Genomic DNA, 20665 nt, shown 5'->3' with positions numbered 1-20665 from the left:
TACCTATAGTGTGCGCCATGATTCGGATTGCAGAACAGATCCGCGCCATGCGCGGCTGGCGCCGCGTTTGCCTCGCGTTTGGGGCTGGCGCCGTGATGGCCCTGGGATTGCCGCCGCTCGATCTCTGGCCGCTGGCCTTCTTGGCGGTTCCCGTGTTTCTCCTGTTGCTGGAAACTGGAGCGGGCGCCCGGGCGTTCTGGCTGGGGTGGGTGTTTGGCTTTGGCTATTTCATCGTGGCGCTGCACTGGATCGGCTTTGCCTTTTTTGTCGATGCGGCGGTCTATCTGTGGATGATGCCCTTTGCTGTGGGCGGGCTTGCAGCCTTCATGGCAATCTATTGGGGGCTGGCAGCCTGGGTGGCGCGGCTGCTTCACTTTCAAGGATTTTCACTGATTACCGGGTTTGCTGCTCTTCTTTCGATTGCGGAGTGGCTTCGAGGGCATTTGTTCACGGGTTTTCCATGGGCGGCTCCCGGCTTGATGGTGGATGGCATGGGCGGCGTTGCGCAATCCGCCTCGGTGACCGGCATGACGGGACTGACCTTGCTCATCGTTTTGTGGGCTGGCCTGCTTCTGAAGCTGGAAAAGCGCCGGACATGGGTCCTTCTGGCGCTACTGCCGATGCTTTGGGGGCTTGGCGCGTGGCGTCTTTCTTCCTCGCCGCCTGCTGACGTTCCTGGCATCGCCTTGCGGCTGGTTCAGCCCGACATCGCGCAGAATGAAAAATGGCGCGAAGACAATGCGCGCCATATTTTCGATACGCTTCTCGCACTTTCGGTCGCGCCAACGCCAGAACACCCCGATGGCCTTTCGTCCGTCACCCACGTTATCTGGCCGGAATCGGCGGTGCCATTCTTCATCGATGAAAGCCCCGTGGCGAAGCAGGACCTCGGGCGGCTTCTGGGTGGCCACACGGTGCTCATCACCGGCTCTCTGCGCCGCGGCAAAAGCCGGACAGGGCCGGACGGCGACGAGGCGGTGTTCAACAGCATCATCACTTTCGACGGCAATGCAGATGTCGTGGCGCGCTATGACAAATGGCGGCTGGTGCCGGGCGGAGAGTTCCTGCCTCTGCAGTGGCTGCTCGAGCCCCTGGGATTCAAGAAGGTGGTAACGCTTCCAGGCAGCTTCGTGCCTGGGCCTGGGCCTGTGACAATTTCGGTGCCCGGATCGCCACCCGCCGCGATGCTCGTATGTTATGAAGCAATCTTTCCCCAAGGTCTGATTGATGCGCTCCATCGTCCGGCATGGATTGTCAATGTTACCAATGATGGCTGGTTCGGCAATTCCACGGGGCCATGGCAACATCTTGCGCAGGCGCGTTTGCGGGCGATCGAACAGGGTCTTCCCATGATCCGCGACGCCAACACCGGTGTTTCTGCGGTGATCGATGCGAAAGGCCGCATCAGGAAATTTCTTGGCATAGGGCAACAAGGTATTATCGACGCGGCTCTGCCGGCCGCTGATCCTGCGACACTCTACGGCAGGTTTGGTGATCTTGCCTTTGCCTTCATGGCGTTGCTGGCATTTGCTCTTTCAATGGGCAAAAATCCCGGTTTTTCCCGTTAATGACTAACCTTCGGCGTTCAATTTATTTGCGCTGCTACTGTAAAGCGATTACAACCTGACACGCCTGATTCAGCTTGCCTGAACGTGGGCATCAGACCGGGGGGCAAATTGGTCTGAGGGTGATATGACAAAACGCGATCCGAATTTTATCGACGTGCACGTCGGAAACCGCATTCGCATGCGGCGGCAGATTGTTGGCATGAGCCAGGAAAAGCTCGGCGAATTGCTGGGTATCACGTTTCAGCAAGTGCAGAAATACGAAAAGGGTTCAAACCGCATCAGCGCCAGCCGGCTCTATCATGCGGCCAAGACGCTGGGCGTGCCGGTACAATTTTTCTTTGAAGATCTTCCGGGTGGTGAAGACCGCGGATTTGGTGAACCGCGCGAAGAAGATACGGTGATGACCGCGCTCATGAATGCGGACGGAGTGGCGCTGGCCAAGGCCTTCCGTGACGCCGAAAGCGCCGGAAAGCGGCGGTTGATCAGTTCCATGGCCCGGTTGATTGCCGATGCGCGGGTCCCAGAAACCCATTAGTTTTCCTGTTGTTTGATTGCTTGACCCCGCGCGCGAGACTTGCCAAAACGGCGCGTCATTCCGCAGGGGTCGAAATCCAAACATGCCACGCAAGAATTATGTCTTCACCAGCGAATCCGTGTCCGAAGGCCATCCGGACAAGGTGTGCGATCGCATCTCCGACGAGGTGGTAGACCTCTTCTACCGGGAGGCGCTGGAGCAGGGCATGGACCCATGGGCGGTGCGGGTCGCGTGCGAAACGCTGGCCACGACCAACCGTGTGGTGATCGCGGGCGAATACCGTGGGCCTTCCTCCGTGACGCATGACAAGATCGAGGCCGTGGCGCGCAAGGCCATCAGGGACATCGGCTACGAGCAGGCCGGTTTTCACTGGGATACCGCGAAGATTGAAATTCTGCTGCACGGGCAATCCGCCGATATTGCCGTGGGCGTGGATGCGGGCGAGAAGAAGGATGAGGGCGCGGGCGACCAGGGCATCATGTTCGGCTATGCCTGTGACGAGACACCGGAACTCATGCCGGCGCCGATTTATTATTCGCACCGCATCCTCAAGACGCTGGCGGAGGCCCGGCGCTCCGGCAAGGAGACGCGGCTCGGACCTGATTCCAAAAGCCAGGTGACTGTTGCCTACAAGAACGGCAAGCCGGTCGGCGTGACACAGATTGTCGTCTCTCATCAGCATACCGATGAAAGCATGACGTCGAAGGACGTTCTAGAATCTGGTGAAGCCCTATGTGAAGAAGGCGCTGCCCAAGAACTGGATCAGCAAGGATACGGTGTGGCACGTCAATCCCACCGGCAAGTTCTATATTGGTGGCCCTGACGGCGATGCCGGACTCACGGGGCGCAAGATCATCGTGGATACCTATGGCGGCGCGGCGCCCCATGGCGGCGGCGCATTCTCTGGCAAGGACCCGACGAAGGTTGACCGTTCCGCAGCCTATGCGGCGCGCTATCTGGCCAAGAATGTTGTGGCGGCGGGGCTCGCCAAGCGTTGCACCATCCAGCTTTCCTATGCGATCGGCGTGTCGCAGCCGCTGTCGATTTACGTCGACACGCATGGCACGGGCAAGGTCAAGGAAGAGAAGCTTGAAAAGGCGATTGCCAAGGTTATGGATCTTTCACCGCGTGGCATCCGCAGCCATTTGAACCTCAACCGACCCATCTATGCGCGCACATCGGCCTACGGCCATTTCGGCCGCAGCGCCGACAAGGATGGCGGCTTCTCCTGGGAGAGGACCGATCTGGTGAAGGCGCTCAAAGCCGCGGTGAAGTGAGCGAAACTCCAAAACGGCACCAGTTTTATGGACGGCGCAAGGGTCATGCCTTGCGCCGTCATCATTTGTCATTGATCAATGATCTGTTGCCCAGTCTCCGGGTCGATCTTGCTGCGCCGCTCGCCAACTGTGGGCCGGAGGTGTGGCTGGAAATCGGATTTGGCGGCGGCGAGCATCTCGCGCACCGCGCCGAATTGTCTCCTGAGGTGTCATTCATTGGAGCCGAACCTTTTGTCAACGGCGTAGCGAAGCTGCTGGTCATCGTCGAGGAAAAGAACCTCGCCAATATCCGCATTCACGATGGCGATGCACGCTACCTGCTTGAGGCACTGCCGGATGCTTCGCTTGCCCGCATCTATTTGCTCTACCCTGATCCGTGGCCGAAGACGCGGCATCATCAGCGCCGTTTTGTCGGGGATGAAACAATTTCGCAGTTTCACCGGCTTCTGAAGCCCGGTGGCCTGTTTTTGTTTGCCAGCGACATCGCAGACTATGTGGCATGGACTCGTCACCACGTGGCACGGCATGCCGGATTTTACGAGGAGATGTCAGACCCCCAAGGCTTCGAGCACTGGATTCAAACGCGCTATGAGGCCAAGGCAAAACGCGAAGGGCGAAGCTCCTCTTATCTCATGTTCCGCAAGCAGCGCTTACTTGAACAGTGACGCATTGACCAGGAAATGCATGGCGATGCTGGCGGCGTAACCGAGCGCTATTGCCCATGACCATCTGAGATGACTGGCGAAAGTGTAGATGCCTTTTGACTGGCCCATCAGCGCCACACCCGCAGCCGAACCAATGGATAACAGCGAGCCACCAACACCGCAGGTGAGTGTGATCAGCAGCCATTGTCCGTCATTCATGGGCGGATTCATGTTCAGCACGGCGTACATCAAAGGAATATTGTCGACGATTGCCGAGAGTACACCGACAACGATGTTGGCTATCGTCGGGCCCAATCCGGCATAAAGAACGTCGGACACAAGCGTCAGATAGCCCAGCACGCCAAGGCCGCCGACAGCAAAAAGGATTCCGAAGAAAAACAGCAGGGTGTCCCATTCCACCCTGGCGATTTGGGCAAAGCTGTCCAGAACCATGTCCTCGTTCTTGTAGCGTGCCGCGCCGCGCTGCAGGGCATATGACCAGGTTTGCAGGTAACCAAGGCCCAGCATCATGCCGAGTGCCGGCGGCAGATGAAGCAAATTCTTGAATGAGATGGCCGTCACGATAGTAAGTGTAAAAAGCACGACAACGCCGATGGCCCCGGGCTTCATCCGAGAGCGGTCTATTTGAGTGTCCGGTCGTGTGGAAGGAACCGCGAAATGCATGATGAGTGCAGGCACCAACCAGTTCACGAACGCGGGAATGAAGAGATCGAAAAATTCCCAGAAGCTGAGTTTACCTTTCTGCCAGACCATGAGCGTGGTGATATCGCCAAATGGCGTGAATGCGCCCCCAGCATTGGCGGCGACAACCAGGGAGACGCACGACACAGCGGTGAACCGACGCGACCTGCCGCCAACGGCCAGCACCACCGCGCCCATGATAAGCGCGGTTGTCAAATTGTCCAGCACGCCCGATAGCAGAAAAGCCAGTGCGCCGGTCAGCCAGAAAAGCTGGCGGTAGGAAAGGCCTAGGCTTGTGAATTTCGCCCGCAGGACCTCGAAGACACGGCGTTCTTCAAGTGTGTTAACATAGGTGATGGCCACCAGAAGAAAGAGAAACAGCTCACCATATTCCTCGATCACGGCAAGCGCGTGTTCATGAGCCGCATCCGCCTTTCCGGCCATGGCATAAGCGATGCCGATCAAGGCCCAGATGAGGCCAGCGGCGAGGAGTACGGGCTTTGATTTCCGGAGATGCAGAGGTTCTTCGAAGATCACGAAGCCATAGGCGATGATAAAAATCGCCACAGCGGCAAGCCCGGACCAGTGCGACGAGAGATCAAGCATCGGCGTTCTCAATCTGGGAAGACGGTTTGGCCTGCATCGGTGACAAGAAATCTAAGCGGGTCGATCGCAGCGGAACTGAGTGCTTCATTTAGCCAAGCAGCGGGCGCATCAATTGCCTCATCGGTCAATTGGATTGTGCTGTGGTGAATGGCGATGCTTGTCTGGCTTCCGAGCGCCGCATGAGCTGCGACAGCTTCTTCCGGATTCATGTGCTGTGGCTTCATGATCGATTGCGGCTCATAGGCGCCAACGGGGAGCAGCGAAAGGCGCGGCGGGCCGAAGGCGGTGTGAATGTCGCGGAAGGTCTGGCCATCGCCATAGCCCGTGTCGCCTGCGAAGTAGATGATAGCGCCGGGTGCCTCGATCACGAAAGCACCCCACAGCGCCTTGTTAGTGTCGAAGACGCCGCGTTTCGACCAATGCCGGGCAGGCGTACAGGTGATCCGTACAGTGCCGAAATCCACGCCATCGCCCCAGTCCATCTCCTGCGCGGGAAGGGGTTTCGGGAGATACGAGGCGTTGCCAAGCGGCGTGAAAACACGCGGCGCATGAATGCGGGCGAGATCCCCAAGTGCCGAGAGATCCATATGATCGTAATGGCTGTGGCTCAGCAGGATGAGGTCGATTGGCGGCAAGGTATTTGCAGTGAGTGCAGGCGGTGTGACACGTTTCGGCCCGGCCCACGACACTGGGCTGGCGCGCAGGGAAAGCAGCGGATCGGTGAGGATGTTGAGGCCCGCCGTCTGGATCAGCACCGTGGACTGGCCGAGCCAAGTGGCGGCCAGTTTGTTGCCTTCCACCCGTTGCGGCGGAGGTGGATATGGCTTGAGCGGCACATGATCCGGCCAGCGGGCGCGGGAACCGTTCAGCTGCCATTTCAACAGAGCGCGCAGGCTGGTGCGGGCCGCAGGTTTGAACCGGCCTCTTTCGCGTGGGGCGGGGCCAAATCTAACCGGCAAGGCCTGCAGCCTCCAGGACTGGATGCGGCGTGACCTGCTGCTGTCCGTAGAAGGGCCGGTCATGCACCACAATAACGAAGAGTGAGATGGAGATGGCCAAAGTAATAACGCTCAAGGCGAGGGCGCGCGAAGCAGGCCAGCGGCCGTGGCAAATGCCAATCACGCTCAGGAACAGCAACGCAAGGGAAATGACCGTAAACCATTGGCCGCCGCTCACCACATCCTGCGCCATTGTCAGGCGCTGGGCGCGGGCGGACGATAATTCATCGAGTTCCACCAGCATGCGTTGTTGCAACAGACGATTATCCTCTCCGGCGGAAAAGCCCAGCAGCACGGCGCGATAAATGCCGCTCAGCGCCGCTTCCGCCTGTGGCGATCCGCCATGTTCGGCCATCGTATCCCATTCGGCCGCGGAAGCTGAGGCATAGTCCTGCGTGAGCTTCAAGAATGTGTCGTGCGCAGGGCCTGTCATCGAATCCATATAGGTCCGGATGACGCGAAGGGTGCGTGCCTCGGCATGCACGGCTTCGCCAGCCTGGTTTTCTGTGGCCCAAACGGAATTGGCGAGAAAAGTCACCGACAACACAAAGAGTGTGCCGCACAAGGTTTGAAGGATCGGGGATAGATCGGAAACATGCGCCAGCAAGCGCCCGGCGACGGCAGTTTTGAGAATCTGGTAAATCACCGCAGCCACCAGCCCCGTCATGCAGAACACGAAAAGGAACATGCCCCACGGCGGCCAGTTGAACAGGAAATCAGGCGTCATGGGCGATCACCATCAGACCGTGCGCAAATACCATTCAAAGTCGCGCGCCGTGGGTTCGGCATAGAAACGGTCTGCCTCGACTTCCTTCAGCGTGCAATAGGTGTCGACGAATTGCTTGCCAAAATATTCCTTGAGGATCGAGGCGCGGCCAAAGGCGTCGATGGCGTCAAACCAGTTGCCAGGAATATATTTGGCACGGCGTTCATAGCCATTGCCAGCCACGGGATTTCCGGGATCGGCCTTTTCTGTAATGCCGTAATGCATGCCGGCGAGAATTGCAGCCATCACCAGATAGGGGTTGGCGTCAGCGCCCGAAGGGCGATGTTCAATGTGGCAAGCCTTTGCGGGGCCAGCGGGAATACGGAGCGAGACCGTCCGGTTGTTGATACCCCAGCTTGCGGCGACAGGCGCATAGGAATTGCGGCGGAAGCGGCGGTAGGAGTTGGCGTTGGGGGCGAATATCAGCATTGATTCCGCCATCGCCGCCTTGAGGCCGCCGACCGCATGCATGAGCAGCATGTTCTCTTGCGGGTCTTCGGCGGCGAACAGGTTCTCACCCTGTTCATCGCCGAGGCTGACATGGATGTGCATGCCAGACCCCGTCCATTCCGAATAGGGCTTGGCCATGAAGGTGGCGGCGAGGTTATGCTTTTCCGCCACCGCCTTGATGAGGCGCTTGAGCATGATGCCCTCATCGCAGGCTTTGAGCACGTCGGCGCGGTGGCGCAGCACAATCTCCATCTGTCCCGGTGAATATTCCGAGATCAGTGTCTTGGCGGGAAGCCCCTGAACCTCGCACTGCGCGTAAAGATCGCGGAAGAAGGGCGCAAAATCATCCGTATCCTGAAGATAATAGGCCTGATAGTGCTGCGGCCGGTGCTCGTTAATCTGTGACTTCGGGGCTATCGGCTTGCCGGCCAGCGCCGAGGCGCGGTCCATGAGATAGAACTCTAGCTCAACGGCGCCCACCGGCGTCATCTTGAGTTCGGCGGTGAAACGCTCGACGATCTTCTGCAACACGCTGCGCGGATCAAACCAATGAGCCGTGCCCTCCAGTTCATGAACGGAGGTGAGATATTGCGCCGAGGGTTCATCCATCCACGGCACGCGCACGAGGCTGCCGGGCACTGGCCACAGCAGAACGTCGCGGTCGCCTTCATCGAAGACGAGGCCGGTTTCGGGAACGTCCTGCCCCGTCACATCGAGGACGAGCGCAGAAATGGGGAGGAAGCGGCCGTCCTTCCAGGCGGGCACCAGTTCATCGCGCCGCAGCGTCTTGCCGCGCGCCACGCCGCAAATATCTGTCCAGACGACATGGATCGAGGAAATATCGGGGTTTGCGTCGAGAAATGCCTGGGCTTCAGCCTCGCGGCGGGGAAACATGAGAGTCATGGCTTAATATCCGTTGTTAACCCATCAGTTCGGCAAGGCAGCGGTCGAGCGTGCCGACCAGCGTGTTGACGTGCGCCTCGGTGGTGGCCGGGCAGATGAGCAGCATGTTGTGGAACGGCGTGACAATCACGCCGCGGTTCAGAAGATAATGGTGAACGGCCAGATCGACCGGGCGGTGGATAACCTTTGCTGCCTCGCCGCCATTGCGCGGGCGTTCGGCCACGCACATGAACTCAACGCGCGCACCGGCGCGCACGGCATGCCAGGGCGCCTTATGTTTGATGATGACGTCCGATATGCCCTTTTCGAGCTTCTTCGCCAGGGCGATCGGGGGGGCAAAAGCTTTTTCGGTGAAATAGGTTTCCAGTACGGTGCGCATGAGCGCCAGTTGAATCTTCGAGCCCGCAAGGGTGGTGCCGATGCCGGAATGGCCGGGTGTGCGGGTGGAAATGTATTTGCGGATTTGCGCAGCAACCTGATCTGAAAACCCGTAGACGGCGGCCGGGATGCCGCCGGCGATGGGCTTGCCCAGCACCAGGCCATCAGGTTCGAGCCCATGAGCGCGCGTGTAGCCGCCCGGCCCGGACGACATGCAATGCGTTTCATCGATGATGAGCAGCGTTCCGGTGCGCCGGGTGATCTCCCGCAGTTTTGCATGGAAGCCTTCATCGGGCAGCACCATGCCGACATTGGTCATGATCGGCTCGGCAAGGACGCAGGCGACATCTCCCGGGGCCAGCGCTGCCTCAAGGGCGGGAATGTCGTTGAACTCGACCACCTTGGTGAGGTCTGTCAGGTCACGCGGTTCACCGATGAGGGCGGGATCGGCCACGAGCTTTCCATTTTCCAGCGTCACATAGGTTTCATCGACAGCACCGTGATAACAGTGATTGAAGACCAGTATCTTCCGCCGGCCCGTCACGGCGCGGCACCAGCGCAGCACCGCGCGATTGGCGTCAGACGCCGTTGCGGTGACCTGCCAGAACGGCAAGCCGAAACGGTCTGCCAGCAGTTCGCCCACTGCCGCAGCGTCTGTTGATGGCATCATGGCCGTGAAGCCATGCGCAGCCTCGCGCTGCAGTGTCTCGACCACCGGCGGAGGCGCATGGCCGAACATTGCGCCAGTGTCGCCCAGGCAGAAATCGATATAGCTGTTGCCGTCCGCGTCCGTGACATCGACGCCCGAGGCCTTTGCGACGAAAAGGGGGAAGGGCGTTCCCCAATCCACCATCCAGTGCATGGGAACGCCGCGCAGCCAGTGTTTTGCCGCATCCTCCGCCAGACGTTTCGATTGCACGTTGCGCTGGGTGAAGAGGGCGTCTTCACGGGTGAGCATGGCGGTGATCGAGGCATCCGGAATGGCGCGCGGCATGATGTCCTTCTGGTTGGTTTCGGCTGCGTAATCTCCTAGCACGGGGCAAGGGGGCCAAGACAACCCCCATGGATTTTGCCGGGGGAATCTGGTTTACACCGCAGCCGGTTGCCAAGGAGTTTGCCATGAGCCGCATCGTCTACGTGAACGGGGAATTCGTGCCGGAAGAGCAAGGGAAGATTTCGATCTTCGACCGCGGTTTCCTGTTTGCGGATGGTGTTTATGAGGTGACAGCCGTGGTGAACGGCAAGCTGGTTGAATATGATCCGCATATGGAGCGGCTGGACCGTTCGCTCCGTGAACTGAACATCGCGTGGCCGTGCACGACAGACGAGCTCAAGGCCATGCATCTGGAAATCGTGAAGCGCAATGCGCTGAAGGAAGGCCACATCTATATGCAGGTAACGCGCGGCGCCGCCGACCGCGATTTCAAATTTCCCAAGGATGTGAAATCGACTTTGATCGCCTTCACGCAAACCGGCTCCCTGATCGACAATCCCAATGCCAAGACAGGCGTCAAGGTTGTCACCGTTCCGGACATTCGCTGGGAGCGGCGCGACATCAAATCCGTCATGCTGCTGGCCCCGGTGCTGGCGAAGCAGGCAGCGGCCGAAAAGGGTGCGTCCGAGGGCTGGATGGTGGAGGACGGGAAGATCACCGAGGGGGCTTCGTCCAACGCCTATATCGTGAAAGACGGCGTTGTCATCACCCGGCCGCTCTCCCACGCGATCCTGCCCGGCTGTACGCGCCGCGCCCTGATGCGGCTGGCGAAGGAGCATGGCGTCAAGGTTGAGGAACGGCTGTTCACGCCGGACGAGGCTTATGCGGCGGATGAGGCCTTCCTCACCAGCGCCACGCAATTCGTGATGCCGATTGTCGAGATCGACGGCAAGCGCGTCGGCGGCGGCCAGCCGGGTCCGTTGGTGCGCAAGCTGCGCGAGTTCTATCTGGAAGAAGTGGTGAAGGGGTAGGCGGAATTACCTCTGCTTCATGTGCCAGTCCGGGTTGATCCACGGTTCGAGGTTCGAGGGCGGCAGCGGATCTTTGCCGAGGATGTGATCGGAAGCTTTTTCGCCGATCATCAGGGTGGGGGCGTTGAGATTGCCGTTAGTGACCTGCGGCATGATCGAGCTATCGGCAACGCGCAGGCGCTCGATGCCGATGACGCGGCACTCCGGATCGACCACCGCCATGGGATCAGCCGCTCCGCCCATCCTGCAGGTGCCGCAGGGGTGATAGGCGCTCTCGGCGTGATGGCGGATGAAGTCGTCAATGGTCTCGTCGCTCTCCACATCGGCTCCGGGTTGAATTTCCGACTCGACGTAGCGCAGCATGGCGGGCTGGCGGAACAGTTCGCGCGTGAGCCGCACCGACCGCCGCCATTCCGGGAGATCATCGGGATGGGAGAGGTAGTTGAACAGGATCGCGGGGTTCTGGCGCGGATCGTTGTTCCGTATACGGACGAAGCCACGTGATTTTGAACGCATCGGCCCCACATGCACCTGGAAGCCGTGGCCGGCAAAGGCCGCCTTGCCGTCATAGCGCATGGCGGCGGGCAGGAAATGATACTGGATGTCGGGATATTCAATTCCCGCCGCTGAGCGGATGAAGCCGCAGCTTTCGAAATGATTGGTGGTGCCGAGGCCGGTGCCGAAGAACAGCCATTCGGCGCCAATCAACCCTTTTGAAAACCAATTGAGCTTGGAATAGAGCGTGACAGGCTCCCTGGAGCGCATCTGGAAATAGATTTCCAGATGATCCTGCAGATTTTCGCCCACACCTTTCAGCGGATGCACCACGTCCACGCCAGCGGCTTTGAGCGTTTCCGGTGCGCCGATGCCTGACAGTTGCAGGATCTTAGGCGAGTTGATGGTGGAGGCGGCGATAATCACTTCGCGGCGGGCGGCCGCGGACAGCACTTCGCCCGCCACATCATATTCAACGCCCACGGCGCGCTTGCCGTCCAGCACGATGCGGCGGGCGAAGGCGCCTGTCTCAACCTTGAGATTGGGGCGTTTCATGGCGGGGCGGAGATAGGCATTGGCGGCGGACCAGCGGCGGCCCAGATGGACCGTCATCTCCATGGGGCCGAAGCCTTCCTGCTGATGGCCGTTGTAGTCTTCGGTTACGGGATAGCCTGCCTGCCTCCCCGCTTCGATGAAGGCCTGATAGAGCGGGTTGCTGCGCGGGCCTCGCTTCACATGCATCGGCCCCCTGGTGCCGCGCCAGCCTTCCTCGCCGCCGTGGGAATGTTCCTGGCGCTTGAAATAGGGTTGCACGTGGCGGAATCCCCAACCCTTGGCGCCCATCTCCTCCCAGGTGTCGAAATCGCGGGCGTGGCCGCGCACATAGACCATGCCGTTGATCGACGACGAGCCGCCCAGAACCTTGCCGCGCGGCGTTGCGAGGCGGCGATTGTTCATGTGCGGTTCGGGCTCTGTCTCGAAGCCCCAATTATAGAGGCTCATGTTCATGGGATAGGACAGGGCCGAGGGCATCTGGATGAAAGGCCCGCGGTCGCTGCCGCCATATTCCAGCACCAGCACGCTGTTCTTGCCGTCTTCCGACAGGCGGTCGGCCATCACGGCGCCGGCGGAGCCCGAACCGATGATGATGAAATCGAAGCTTTGCGACGGCTGCATGATTACTTGGCGCGACGGGCGGAATCGGAAAGCGCTTCGAGGGCGCGGATGCGGGCCTGCGTTTCGGGCCAGCTGGCATCGACGACAGCGCCCACCAGCGCCTCGGCGACGAACAGCGGGAGAATGTTCGAATCCCAGCTTGATGGGGCTTCAATGCGGAGCGGAAGGGTTTGCACGGCAAGTCTCGCGATAGGGCTGATCCACTGGTCAGTAATCAGCACGATCCGGGCGCCGCGCTCTTTCGCCGATGCGGCAAAATCCAGCATGCGCGCGTCATAACGGCGGATATCGAAGATCACCAGCACGTCCTGCCTGTCCATATCGAGCAAATGCTGGGGCCAATGCGAAGGCGTGGCGGGCAGGACGGACACCTGCGGCCTCGCCATCCGCAAATGGGTGCCGAGATAGGTGGCGATGGCGTGGGTGATGCGTCCGCCTGCGATATGGATACGCTTCCGCCTGTCCACCAGCAGCGCCACCACGGCGTCGAAGCTGCGGTGATCCATGAGCTTCAGCGAACCCGACAGGTTTTCCATGGCGGCGCGGGCAAACCTGTTCAGCACATGGGCTTCCGGCGCCTCCGCCGCCCAGCGGTCATGCTTGGCGATGGGATTTTGCAGCTGTGCCGAAAGTTCGGCGCGGAGTTCTTCCTGAAAGGCGGGAAAGCCGGAAAATCCCAGTTTCTTGGCCAATCTCAACACGGAAGGTGTGGAAACGTCAGCCTCGCGGGCGAATTCGGTGATGCTTACCAAACCGGCCATGGGATAGTTGGCAAAGAGTGTTGCCATCAGTTTGCGCTCGGCAGCGGTCAATTCCGCGGATTGGGTGCGCAGGCGTTCGGCAATGGTTGTCGGCTGATGCGGTGGCATGGCGTTCCCCCGGGATGATCCCTGCAACTGTAACGAATTTGACAGGTCGGGCACAATCTGAAATTATCGCTTCAGATCGAAAAAGAATCTCTGGGAGCGGCGAGGAATGCAGGCTGGCCTTCTCGATGGTGAGGAAGCGGCGGCGATTACGGTCAATCCGCACGGACGTTCGCCCTGTGTGCTGGTGTGCGAACACGCTTCGCACCGCCTGCCGAAAAAACTTGGCACGCTGGGATTGGCCGAGGACGATCTGAAACGCCATATCGGCTGGGACATCGGGGCTGAGAAAGTGTCCCGGCTTCTGTCGCGCCTGCTCGACGCGCCCCTGGTGCTGCAGCGCTATTCCCGGCTTGCCTATGATTGTAACCGGCCGCCTGAATCGCACGACGCGATGCCGGAGATCAGTGAAACGACGGCCATTCCCGGCAACAAGGGGCTTTCGCCCGAAGCCAAGATGGCGCGCGTCGCCGCGCTCTACAGGCCGTTCCACGCGGCCATTGCAGCGGTGCTCGACAGCCGCGCCTGCGCCAGCATCAGCACGATGGTGATCACGCTGCACAGCTTCACGCGCATCTACAAGGGCAAGACCCGCGATGTGGAACTGGGCATCCTTCATGACCGCGACACGCGCCTTTCCTCAAAGCTGATCAAGAGTTTTCCCAATGTGGATGCGCGGCTGAACGAGCCTTATGGGCCAAAGGATGGGGTGCTGCACACATTGAACCTTCATGCCGCGCCGCGCGGGCTTCCGCACGCGATGATCGAAATTCGCAATGATCTGATCGCCCAGGAGCGCGGTCAGGATGAGTGGGCGCAAAAAATCGCTGTCGTGCTCGGGCAGGCGGCCATGTAAGATCGTGCTTGCCGGCGGCCCGCCGGACTTAACGGGCACCACAAAACAAAACGGGGATTGGGGAAGAAACGATGACTGCAAGTGGTTATACGGACAAAGACAAACACGAGGACATAAAAGTCCTTCATAGCATGGGCTATGCTCAAGAACTGGAGCGGCGCCTCAGCCGCTTTTCGAATTTCGCTGTTTCGTTTTCCATTATCTGCATCCTGTCCGGAGGCATCAACTCGCTGGCACAGGCAACTTCTGGCGCGGGCGGAATCGGCATTGGCATCGGCTGGCTGGTTGGCTGTTTCATTTCACTGACGTTCGCCGTCGCGATGTCGCAAATTGCATCTGCCTATCCGACAGCGGGGGGCCTTTATCACTGGGGGTCGATCCTGGGAAACAGAGGCACGGGCTGGGTGACGGCGTGGCTCAATCTTCTGGGCCTGGTCACGGTTCTGGGAGCGATCAATGTGGGCACCTGGACGTTTTTCGTCGGTGCCTTCGGCGCAGCGCTTGGAATTGAAAACACGCTCGTCAACCAGATGATCTTTCTGGTGATCATCACAGGCGGCCAGGCGCTGATAAATCATCTCGGAATCAAGCTGACGGCAAGACTTACCGACTTTTCAGGCTACCTGATCTTCTTCGGATCAATCCTGATCGCCGTCGTCTGCCTGGCATTTGCGCAAACATGGGATTTCGGGCGGCTCTTCACTTTCACGAACTATACGGGCACGGCGGATGTCTGGCCGCAGGTTTCCAATGTCTGGGCCTTCGCGCTGGGTCTGCTGCTGCCGATTTATACAATCACAGGCTACGATGCGTCCGCGCACACTTCGGAAGAGACTATCAAGGCGGCGCATTCCGTGCCGCGCGCGATGGTGATGTCGGTCGTTTGGTCGGCACTCTTCGGATATCTGTTCCTTGCCGCCTTCGTTTTGATGATTCCCGATATGGATGAGGCGGCCAAGCAGGGGTGGAATGTATTTTTCTGGGCCTTCGATCAGCGCGTCAGCCCCGGTATCAAGGAGTTTGTGTATCTCGTGGTCTTCGTTGCACAGTTGCTGTGTGGCCTCGCCACTGTCACTTCGGTGTCACGGATGATTTTTGCCTTTTCCCGCGACGGAGGCTTGCCGGCGTCGGGAGCCTTGTCGAAGGTCAGCCCGAAATTCCGCACGCCCGTGGCGGCGATCTGGACCGGTTCAATACTGTCGGTTCTTTTCGTTTGGGGATCTTCTGACGTATCAGTCGCCGGAACCTCCGCCTATACGATCGTCGTGTCCTGCACGGTCATCTTCCTTTTTCTGTCCTTCACTGTTCCGATCATTCTCGGCATGATGGCGTGGGGCACGCCAAAGTGGGATAAAATGGGGCCGTGGAACCTTGGGAGAGGCGTGTTCATACTGTTCGCCGTCCTGTCACTGATCTCGATGATCATAATCTTCCTGCTCGGCATCCAGCCGCCCAACGACAAGGCGCTCTACATCACGGTGGGCTTCTTCGTGCTGACAGCGGTGATCTGGTTCGCCTTCGAGCGGCGGAGATTCCAGGGGCCGCCGCTGGGCGACATCATCGCGGCAAGACAATCGGCCATCAAGGCGGCCGAAGCCGCTGTCGGTGAAAAGCTGCACTGAAATGGACGCTGCCGGGCGCGGCCGATCATGGCCGCGCCTTTTCAATTCATATCTTGAGGACATCATGACCACCGGAATGCTCACCCTTGCCGAGCTGAAAAAAGAAGTTGCCGCAGGCACCATCGACACCGTGGTTGCAGCGCTTGTGGACATGCAGGGCCGCCTCATCGGCAAGCGGTTCCACGCACAGTATTTCGTCGACGGTGGGCATGATGAAACCCATGGCTGCAACTATTTGCTCGGTGTCGACATTGAGATGGAGCCGGTGCCGGGTTACAAGGCGACGAGCTGGGAAAAGGGCTATGGCGATTTCGTGCTGAAGCCCGACATGGCAACGCTCCGGCGCATCCCGTGGCTTCCCGCGACGGCGCTCGTTCTTTGCGATATTCTCGATCATCACACGCATGAGGATGTGCCGCACAGCCCGCGCGCCATGCTGAAGAAGCAGCTGAAGCGCCTCTCCGATCAAGGGCTCGTTGCCTATATGGCCTCGGAGCTCGAATTCTTCCTGTTCGATGACAGCTATGAGATTGCCAATGCCAAGGGCTATCGCAGCTTGAAGACGTCCGGCTACTACATCGAGGATTACAATATCCTGCAGACCTCCAAGGAAGAGGTCTACATGCGGGCGCTGCGCAATGGTTTGGCGGGTGCGGGCATTCCGGTCGAGAATTCCAAAGGCGAATGGGGGCCGGGGCAGGAGGAAATCAACGTCAAATATGCAGAGGCCCTCGAGATGGCCGATCGCCACGCCATCATCAAGAACGGCGCCAAAGAGATCGCCTACAATGTCGGCAAGGCCGTCACCTTCATGGCCAAGTGGGACTATGGGATGGCGGGCAATTCCTCGCACATCCACCAGTCGCTGTGGACGAAGGACGGAAAGTCTCTGTTCGCCGACCCCAAGGGCGAACATGGCATGTCCGCGATGATGAAGCATTATCTCGCAGGCCAGCTTGCGCATGCGGGCGAGATCACCTGGTTCCTCGCGCCTTATGTCAATTCCTACAAGCGCTTCATGGCTGGTACCTTCGCGCCGACGCGGGCGGTGTGGAGCTTCGACAACCGCACGGCGGGCTTCCGCATCTGCGGAGCGGACACCAAGGCGATCCGCGTGGAATGCCGGGTGGGCGGTGCTGACCTCAACCCCTACCTCGCCTTCGCGGCGCTGATCGCGGCAGGCCTCGACGGCATCGAGAAGAAGATGGAGCTGGAGCCGGTGGTTTCGGGCGACATCTACGACACCTCACGCAAGCTGCGGGAAATCCCCAAGACCCTGCGGGATGCGGCGAAGCTTCTGGATGAATCAAAATTCCTGCGCGGGGTGATGGGCGATGATGTGGTCGATCACTATGTTCACACGGCGAACTGGGAGCAGTTCGAGTTCGACCGCCGGGTGACCGATCTCGAACTGAAGCGCGGCTTCGAACGCTATTGAGTTTTCCATGACCGACAAGATCACCTGCATTTCGCCGGTGGATGGCAGCGCCTATGCGAGCCGTCCGCTGGCCACCGACGCCGAAATTGCGGCGGCTTTTGCTTCCGCTCATGCCGCGCAGGAAAAATGGAAGCGCGTGCCGCTTGCCGAGCGGGCCGCCTATTGCTCCGCCGCCGTTGATGCCATGCTGGCGATGAAGGACGAGATCGTTCCTGAACTCGCATGGCAGATGGGCCGCCCGGTGCGCTACGGCGCTGGGGAATTGCGCGGTTTCGAGGAACGCGCGCGCTATATGATCTCGATTGCGGCCGAGGCGCTGGAGACTATCGTGCCTTCGCCCAAGGATGGCTTCACGCGCTATATCAAGCGTGAACCGCTGGGCGTCGTGTTCACCATTGCCCCTTGGAACTATCCTTATCTCACGGCGGTCAATTCCATCATCCCCGCGTTGATGGCCGGAAACACCGTGGTGCTGAAGCATGCCGCGCAGACGCTCCTGGTCGCGGAACGGTTCCAGTCTGCGTTTGAAAAAGCCGGATTGCCCAAGGGCGTGTTCCAGCATCTGGTGATGAGCCACGCGCAGACGGCGAGAGCGATCTCCGCCCGCGCCGCCAATATGGTGTGTTTTACGGGTTCCGTGGCCGGCGGCAAGGCGATGGAACAAGCGGCGGCAGGCTGCTTCATCAACATGGGGCTGGAGCTGGGCGGTAAGGATCCGGCCTATGTGCGCGCCGATGCCAATATGGCGCATGCGGTGGAAAATCTGGTCGACGGCGCATTTTTCAATTCCGGACAGAGCTGCTGCGGCATCGAGCGCATCTATGTGCACAAGAGCCGCTGGGACGAGTTCATCGACGGCTTCGTGTCGCTGACAAAACAATATGTGTTGGGCTCGCCGCTCGACGAAGCGACGACGCTGGGGCCGCTAGTGAAGGCCGCAGCCGCGCAATTCGTGCGCGGGCAGATTGAGGCGGCGGTGAGGGGCGGCGCCACGGCGCATATCGACCCGAAATCCTTCAAGATGGATAGGCCAGGCACGCCCTATCTGGCACCGGAGGTTCTCACCAGCGTCAATCATCAGATGAGCGTGATGATGGAAGAGAGCTTTGGCCCCGTCGTCGGCATCATGAAGGTCGCCGATGATGCGGAGGCGATCTCGCTGATGAACGACTCGCCCTATGGGCTCACCGCGGCGATCTGGACCGAGGATGAAAAGGCTGCCCAGAAGATCGGCGATGAAATTGCCACGGGCACCGTGTTCATGAACCGCTGCGACTATCTCGACCCGGCCCTCACCTGGACGGGCGTAAAAGACACCGGCCGCGGCGCAACCCTTTCCGTGGTGGGCTATGAAGCCCTGACACGGCCCAAGAGCTATCATCTGAGGACGAAGATATGACCATTCCGAATCGCAATCTCAATTATCCCACCGCCCTCAAATATGGCGCGGGGCGCATCAAGGAACTGGCCGAACACTGCAAGGCCTGTGGCATCCAGCGCCCGCTGTTCGTCACCGATCCGGGGCTTGCCGCCATGCCGATGGTGCAGGCGATCATCGAGGATTTGCGGAAGGTGGGGCTTGGCGTGGCGCTGTTCAGCGATGTACGGCCCAATCCGGTGGAATCCAACGTCCTTGAAGGCGTCAAGGCCTATGTGGCGGGGAATCACGATGGCGTGGTCGCCTTTGGCGGCGGCTCGGGCCTCGACGTCGGCAAGATGATCGCACTGATGAACGGCCAGAAGATTTCGCTGTTCGATCTTGAAGACATCGGCGACTGGTGGACAAGGGCAGATGCGAAGCTCATCGCGCCCATCATCGCGGTGCCCACCACGGCGGGCACGGGATCGGAAGTGGGGCGTGCAGGCGTCGTCACCCATCCCGTCACCCATGAGAAGAAGATCATCTTCCATCCGGCGATCATGCCGAAGGTGGCGATCCTCGATCCGGAACTGACCGTGGGCCTTCCCGCGAAGCTCACCGCCGCCACCGGCATGGACGCACTGGCGCATAACATCGAAGCCTATTGCGCGCCCTTCTATCATCCGCTCTCGGTCGGCATCGCGCTGGAAGGCATGCGGCTTGTGAAGGACAATCTGGCCAAGGCGGTGAAGAAGCCCAAGGATCTCGATGCGCGCGGCAATATGCTCGTCGCTTCCGCCATGGGCGCAACCGCCTTCCAGAGGGGCCTCGGGGCCATTCACGCGCTCTCGCATCCCTTTGGCGGCCTCTATGATGCGCATCACGGCCTGCTCAACGGCATCATCATGCCCTATGTGCTGAAGGCCAACCGCAAGAAGATCGAGAAGGATATCGAGCGCGCCGCCGCCTATCTCGGCATCAAGGGCGGCTTCAACGGTTTTCTGAAATGGGTGCTGGCGCTCCGCAAGGAGATCGGCATTCCCCATGCGCTGAAGGATATCGGCATCGACACCAAGCGGCTTGATGAGGTGGCGGCGATGGCGGTGAAAGACCCCTCCGCCGGGGGCAATCCCATCCAGTTCACGGAAAAGCAGTACAAGGCGTTGGCCAAGAAATGCGTGACGGGAGATCTCTAGTATTTTCCCGCCGCAGCAACCCCAGGATGCGGCAGGCTGGGCAAACCTTCACACCTGAATAATTCTCAACAGAAAACACCGAATTATATGGGGATATCCGGCCTCCGCCATGACTGAAGCGGGTTGTATCAGAGGTTAACATCACTTAAGACTTTCTTAAAATGCGATTTTGTGCGATGCACATAGCGAATCGCAAACAGGAGAGTCGGCGATGTTCAGGAAGATGCTTCTGACGGTCGCGTGTCTGGCTGGGTTTGCTTCGGCGGCGAATGCCGCAGTGTTGTTCGAGGATACATTCGACAGCAACACCGCCGACCAGTTGAACGGTACGCCGACGGGATGGACGGTTTCGCAGGGCACTGTGGACATCATCGGCGCCGGCGGAAGCTTCGACTGGTATCCTGGCAACGGCAGTTACATCGACATGAACGGTTCGACCGGCCAGTCTGGCCGCATGGACAGCACCACGGTGCTGTCGCTGGTCGAAGGCGTGACCTATCAGATTTCGTTCCTGTACGGAAACAACAAGAATTCGGCTGACAACGGTTCCACGGAAACGCTCGATTTTGGGTTCGGGTCGCACGCTGCGGCACAGCTCAGCCTTACCGGCGGCCTCTCGACCTTTCTTGTGATGACCTACACTTTTGTGGCGACGGCCGCCGATGCAGCCGGTGGCAGCCTGTATTTCATCGGCGGCGGCACGAACGAAGCGGATAATGGCGGCATCATCATTGATGACGTGGCGCTGTCTTCCGTTCCGATTCCGGGCGCGCTTCCGTTGCTGGTGACCGGTCTTGTTGGTGTTGGCGTACTGGCGCGCAAGCGCCGCCGTGCTGTTTAACAAACATCTGGAGGCGGGACAGT

Annotated in this window: 17 protein-coding genes and 1 pseudogene; 11 read left to right on the top strand and 7 right to left on the bottom strand. The window is 59.7% G+C overall.

Annotated elements, in window-relative coordinates; all coding sequences use genetic code 11:
* Window positions 1-17: 17 nt before the first annotated feature.
* From lnt to trmB, 4 genes and pseudogenes are all read left to right on the top strand, one after another.
* Window positions 18-1568, top strand: a complete 1551-nt coding sequence (lnt, locus tag QM694_RS11370; RefSeq protein WP_415007047.1) for an apolipoprotein N-acyltransferase — start codon at window positions 18-20, stop codon at window positions 1566-1568.
* Window positions 1569-1692: 124 nt separating this feature from the next.
* Window positions 1693-2103: a helix-turn-helix domain-containing protein gene (locus QM694_RS11365; protein ID WP_415007046.1), complete on the top strand. Its 411-nt coding sequence runs from the start codon at window positions 1693-1695 to the stop codon at window positions 2101-2103.
* Window positions 2104-2185: 82 nt separating this feature from the next.
* Window positions 2186-3380 (top strand): annotated as a pseudogene (gene metK / locus QM694_RS11360) (methionine adenosyltransferase).
* On the top strand, window positions 3377-4045 hold the full coding sequence (trmB, locus tag QM694_RS11355; protein WP_415007045.1) for a tRNA (guanosine(46)-N7)-methyltransferase TrmB: 669 nt from the start codon (window positions 3377-3379) through the stop codon (window positions 4043-4045). Before metK ends, trmB begins: the two are co-directional and overlap by 4 nt.
* Here trmB and nhaD read toward each other — a convergent pair.
* From nhaD to QM694_RS11330, 5 genes are all read right to left on the bottom strand, one after another.
* Window positions 4031-5332 carry a sodium:proton antiporter NhaD gene (gene nhaD / locus QM694_RS11350; protein WP_415007044.1) on the bottom strand — a complete coding sequence of 434 codons (1302 nt, stop codon included), beginning with the start codon at window positions 5330-5332 and terminating at the stop codon, window positions 4031-4033. The genes trmB and nhaD overlap by 15 nt on opposite strands.
* 8 nt (window positions 5333-5340) lie before the next feature.
* Window positions 5341-6213: an MBL fold metallo-hydrolase gene (locus tag QM694_RS11345; RefSeq protein ID WP_415007043.1), complete on the bottom strand. Its 873-nt coding sequence runs from the start codon at window positions 6211-6213 to the stop codon at window positions 5341-5343.
* A 67-nt stretch (window positions 6214-6280) separates the two neighbouring features.
* Window positions 6281-6997, bottom strand: a complete 717-nt coding sequence (locus QM694_RS11340; protein WP_415007042.1) for a hypothetical protein — start codon at window positions 6995-6997, stop codon at window positions 6281-6283.
* A gap of 72 nt (window positions 6998-7069) precedes the next feature.
* Window positions 7070-8449 (bottom strand): glutamine synthetase family protein, encoded by a 1380-nt coding sequence (locus QM694_RS11335; protein WP_415007041.1) that lies wholly within the window; start codon window positions 8447-8449, stop codon window positions 7070-7072.
* Window positions 8450-8465: 16 nt separating this feature from the next.
* Window positions 8466-9821 (bottom strand): aspartate aminotransferase family protein, encoded by a 1356-nt coding sequence (locus QM694_RS11330; RefSeq protein ID WP_415007040.1) that lies wholly within the window; start codon window positions 9819-9821, stop codon window positions 8466-8468.
* A 125-nt stretch (window positions 9822-9946) separates the two neighbouring features.
* Between QM694_RS11330 and QM694_RS11325 the strand changes: the two genes are divergently transcribed.
* Complete coding sequence (locus QM694_RS11325) at window positions 9947-10792, top strand: D-amino-acid transaminase (RefSeq protein ID WP_415007039.1); 846 nt, start codon at window positions 9947-9949, stop codon at window positions 10790-10792.
* Between the two features lie 6 nt (window positions 10793-10798).
* Here the strand turns inward: QM694_RS11325 and betA are convergent, their stop codons facing one another.
* Together betA and QM694_RS11315 are read right to left on the bottom strand one after the other, a co-directional pair.
* Window positions 10799-12463 (bottom strand): choline dehydrogenase, encoded by a 1665-nt coding sequence (gene betA, locus QM694_RS11320; RefSeq protein WP_415007038.1) that lies wholly within the window; start codon window positions 12461-12463, stop codon window positions 10799-10801.
* Window positions 12464-12465: 2 nt separating this feature from the next.
* Window positions 12466-13332, bottom strand: a complete 867-nt coding sequence (locus QM694_RS11315; RefSeq protein ID WP_415007037.1) for a MurR/RpiR family transcriptional regulator — start codon at window positions 13330-13332, stop codon at window positions 12466-12468.
* 106 nt (window positions 13333-13438) lie between these two features.
* Between QM694_RS11315 and QM694_RS11310 the strand changes: the two genes are divergently transcribed.
* The 6 genes from QM694_RS11310 (at window position 13439) to QM694_RS11285 (ending at window position 20642) form a co-directional block, all read left to right on the top strand.
* On the top strand, window positions 13439-14185 hold the full coding sequence (locus QM694_RS11310) for an N-formylglutamate amidohydrolase (protein ID WP_415007036.1): 747 nt from the start codon (window positions 13439-13441) through the stop codon (window positions 14183-14185).
* Window positions 14186-14256: 71 nt separating this feature from the next.
* The gene (locus QM694_RS11305; RefSeq protein ID WP_415007035.1) at window positions 14257-15807 is read left to right on the top strand and encodes an amino acid permease; all 1551 of its coding nucleotides are present in this window, start codon (window positions 14257-14259) and stop codon (window positions 15805-15807) included.
* A gap of 64 nt (window positions 15808-15871) precedes the next feature.
* On the top strand, window positions 15872-17245 hold the full coding sequence (locus QM694_RS11300) for a glutamine synthetase family protein (RefSeq protein ID WP_415007034.1): 1374 nt from the start codon (window positions 15872-15874) through the stop codon (window positions 17243-17245).
* A gap of 7 nt (window positions 17246-17252) precedes the next feature.
* A complete protein-coding gene (locus tag QM694_RS11295) occupies window positions 17253-18644 on the top strand; it encodes an aldehyde dehydrogenase family protein (protein ID WP_415007033.1) in 1392 nt (463 codons plus the stop codon).
* Window positions 18641-19801: an iron-containing alcohol dehydrogenase gene (locus QM694_RS11290; protein ID WP_415007032.1), complete on the top strand. Its 1161-nt coding sequence runs from the start codon at window positions 18641-18643 to the stop codon at window positions 19799-19801. The genes QM694_RS11295 and QM694_RS11290 overlap by 4 nt, the downstream gene beginning before the upstream one ends.
* A 211-nt stretch (window positions 19802-20012) precedes the next feature.
* Complete coding sequence (locus tag QM694_RS11285) at window positions 20013-20642, top strand: hypothetical protein (protein WP_415007031.1); 630 nt, start codon at window positions 20013-20015, stop codon at window positions 20640-20642.
* Window positions 20643-20665: the final 23 nt, after the last annotated feature.

The sequence above is a fragment of the Aestuariivirga sp. genome (genome assembly GCF_047602625.1).
Lineage (GTDB): Bacteria > Pseudomonadota > Alphaproteobacteria > Rhizobiales > Aestuariivirgaceae > Aestuariivirga.
This window is presented reverse-complemented; position numbering and strand designations above follow the sequence as displayed.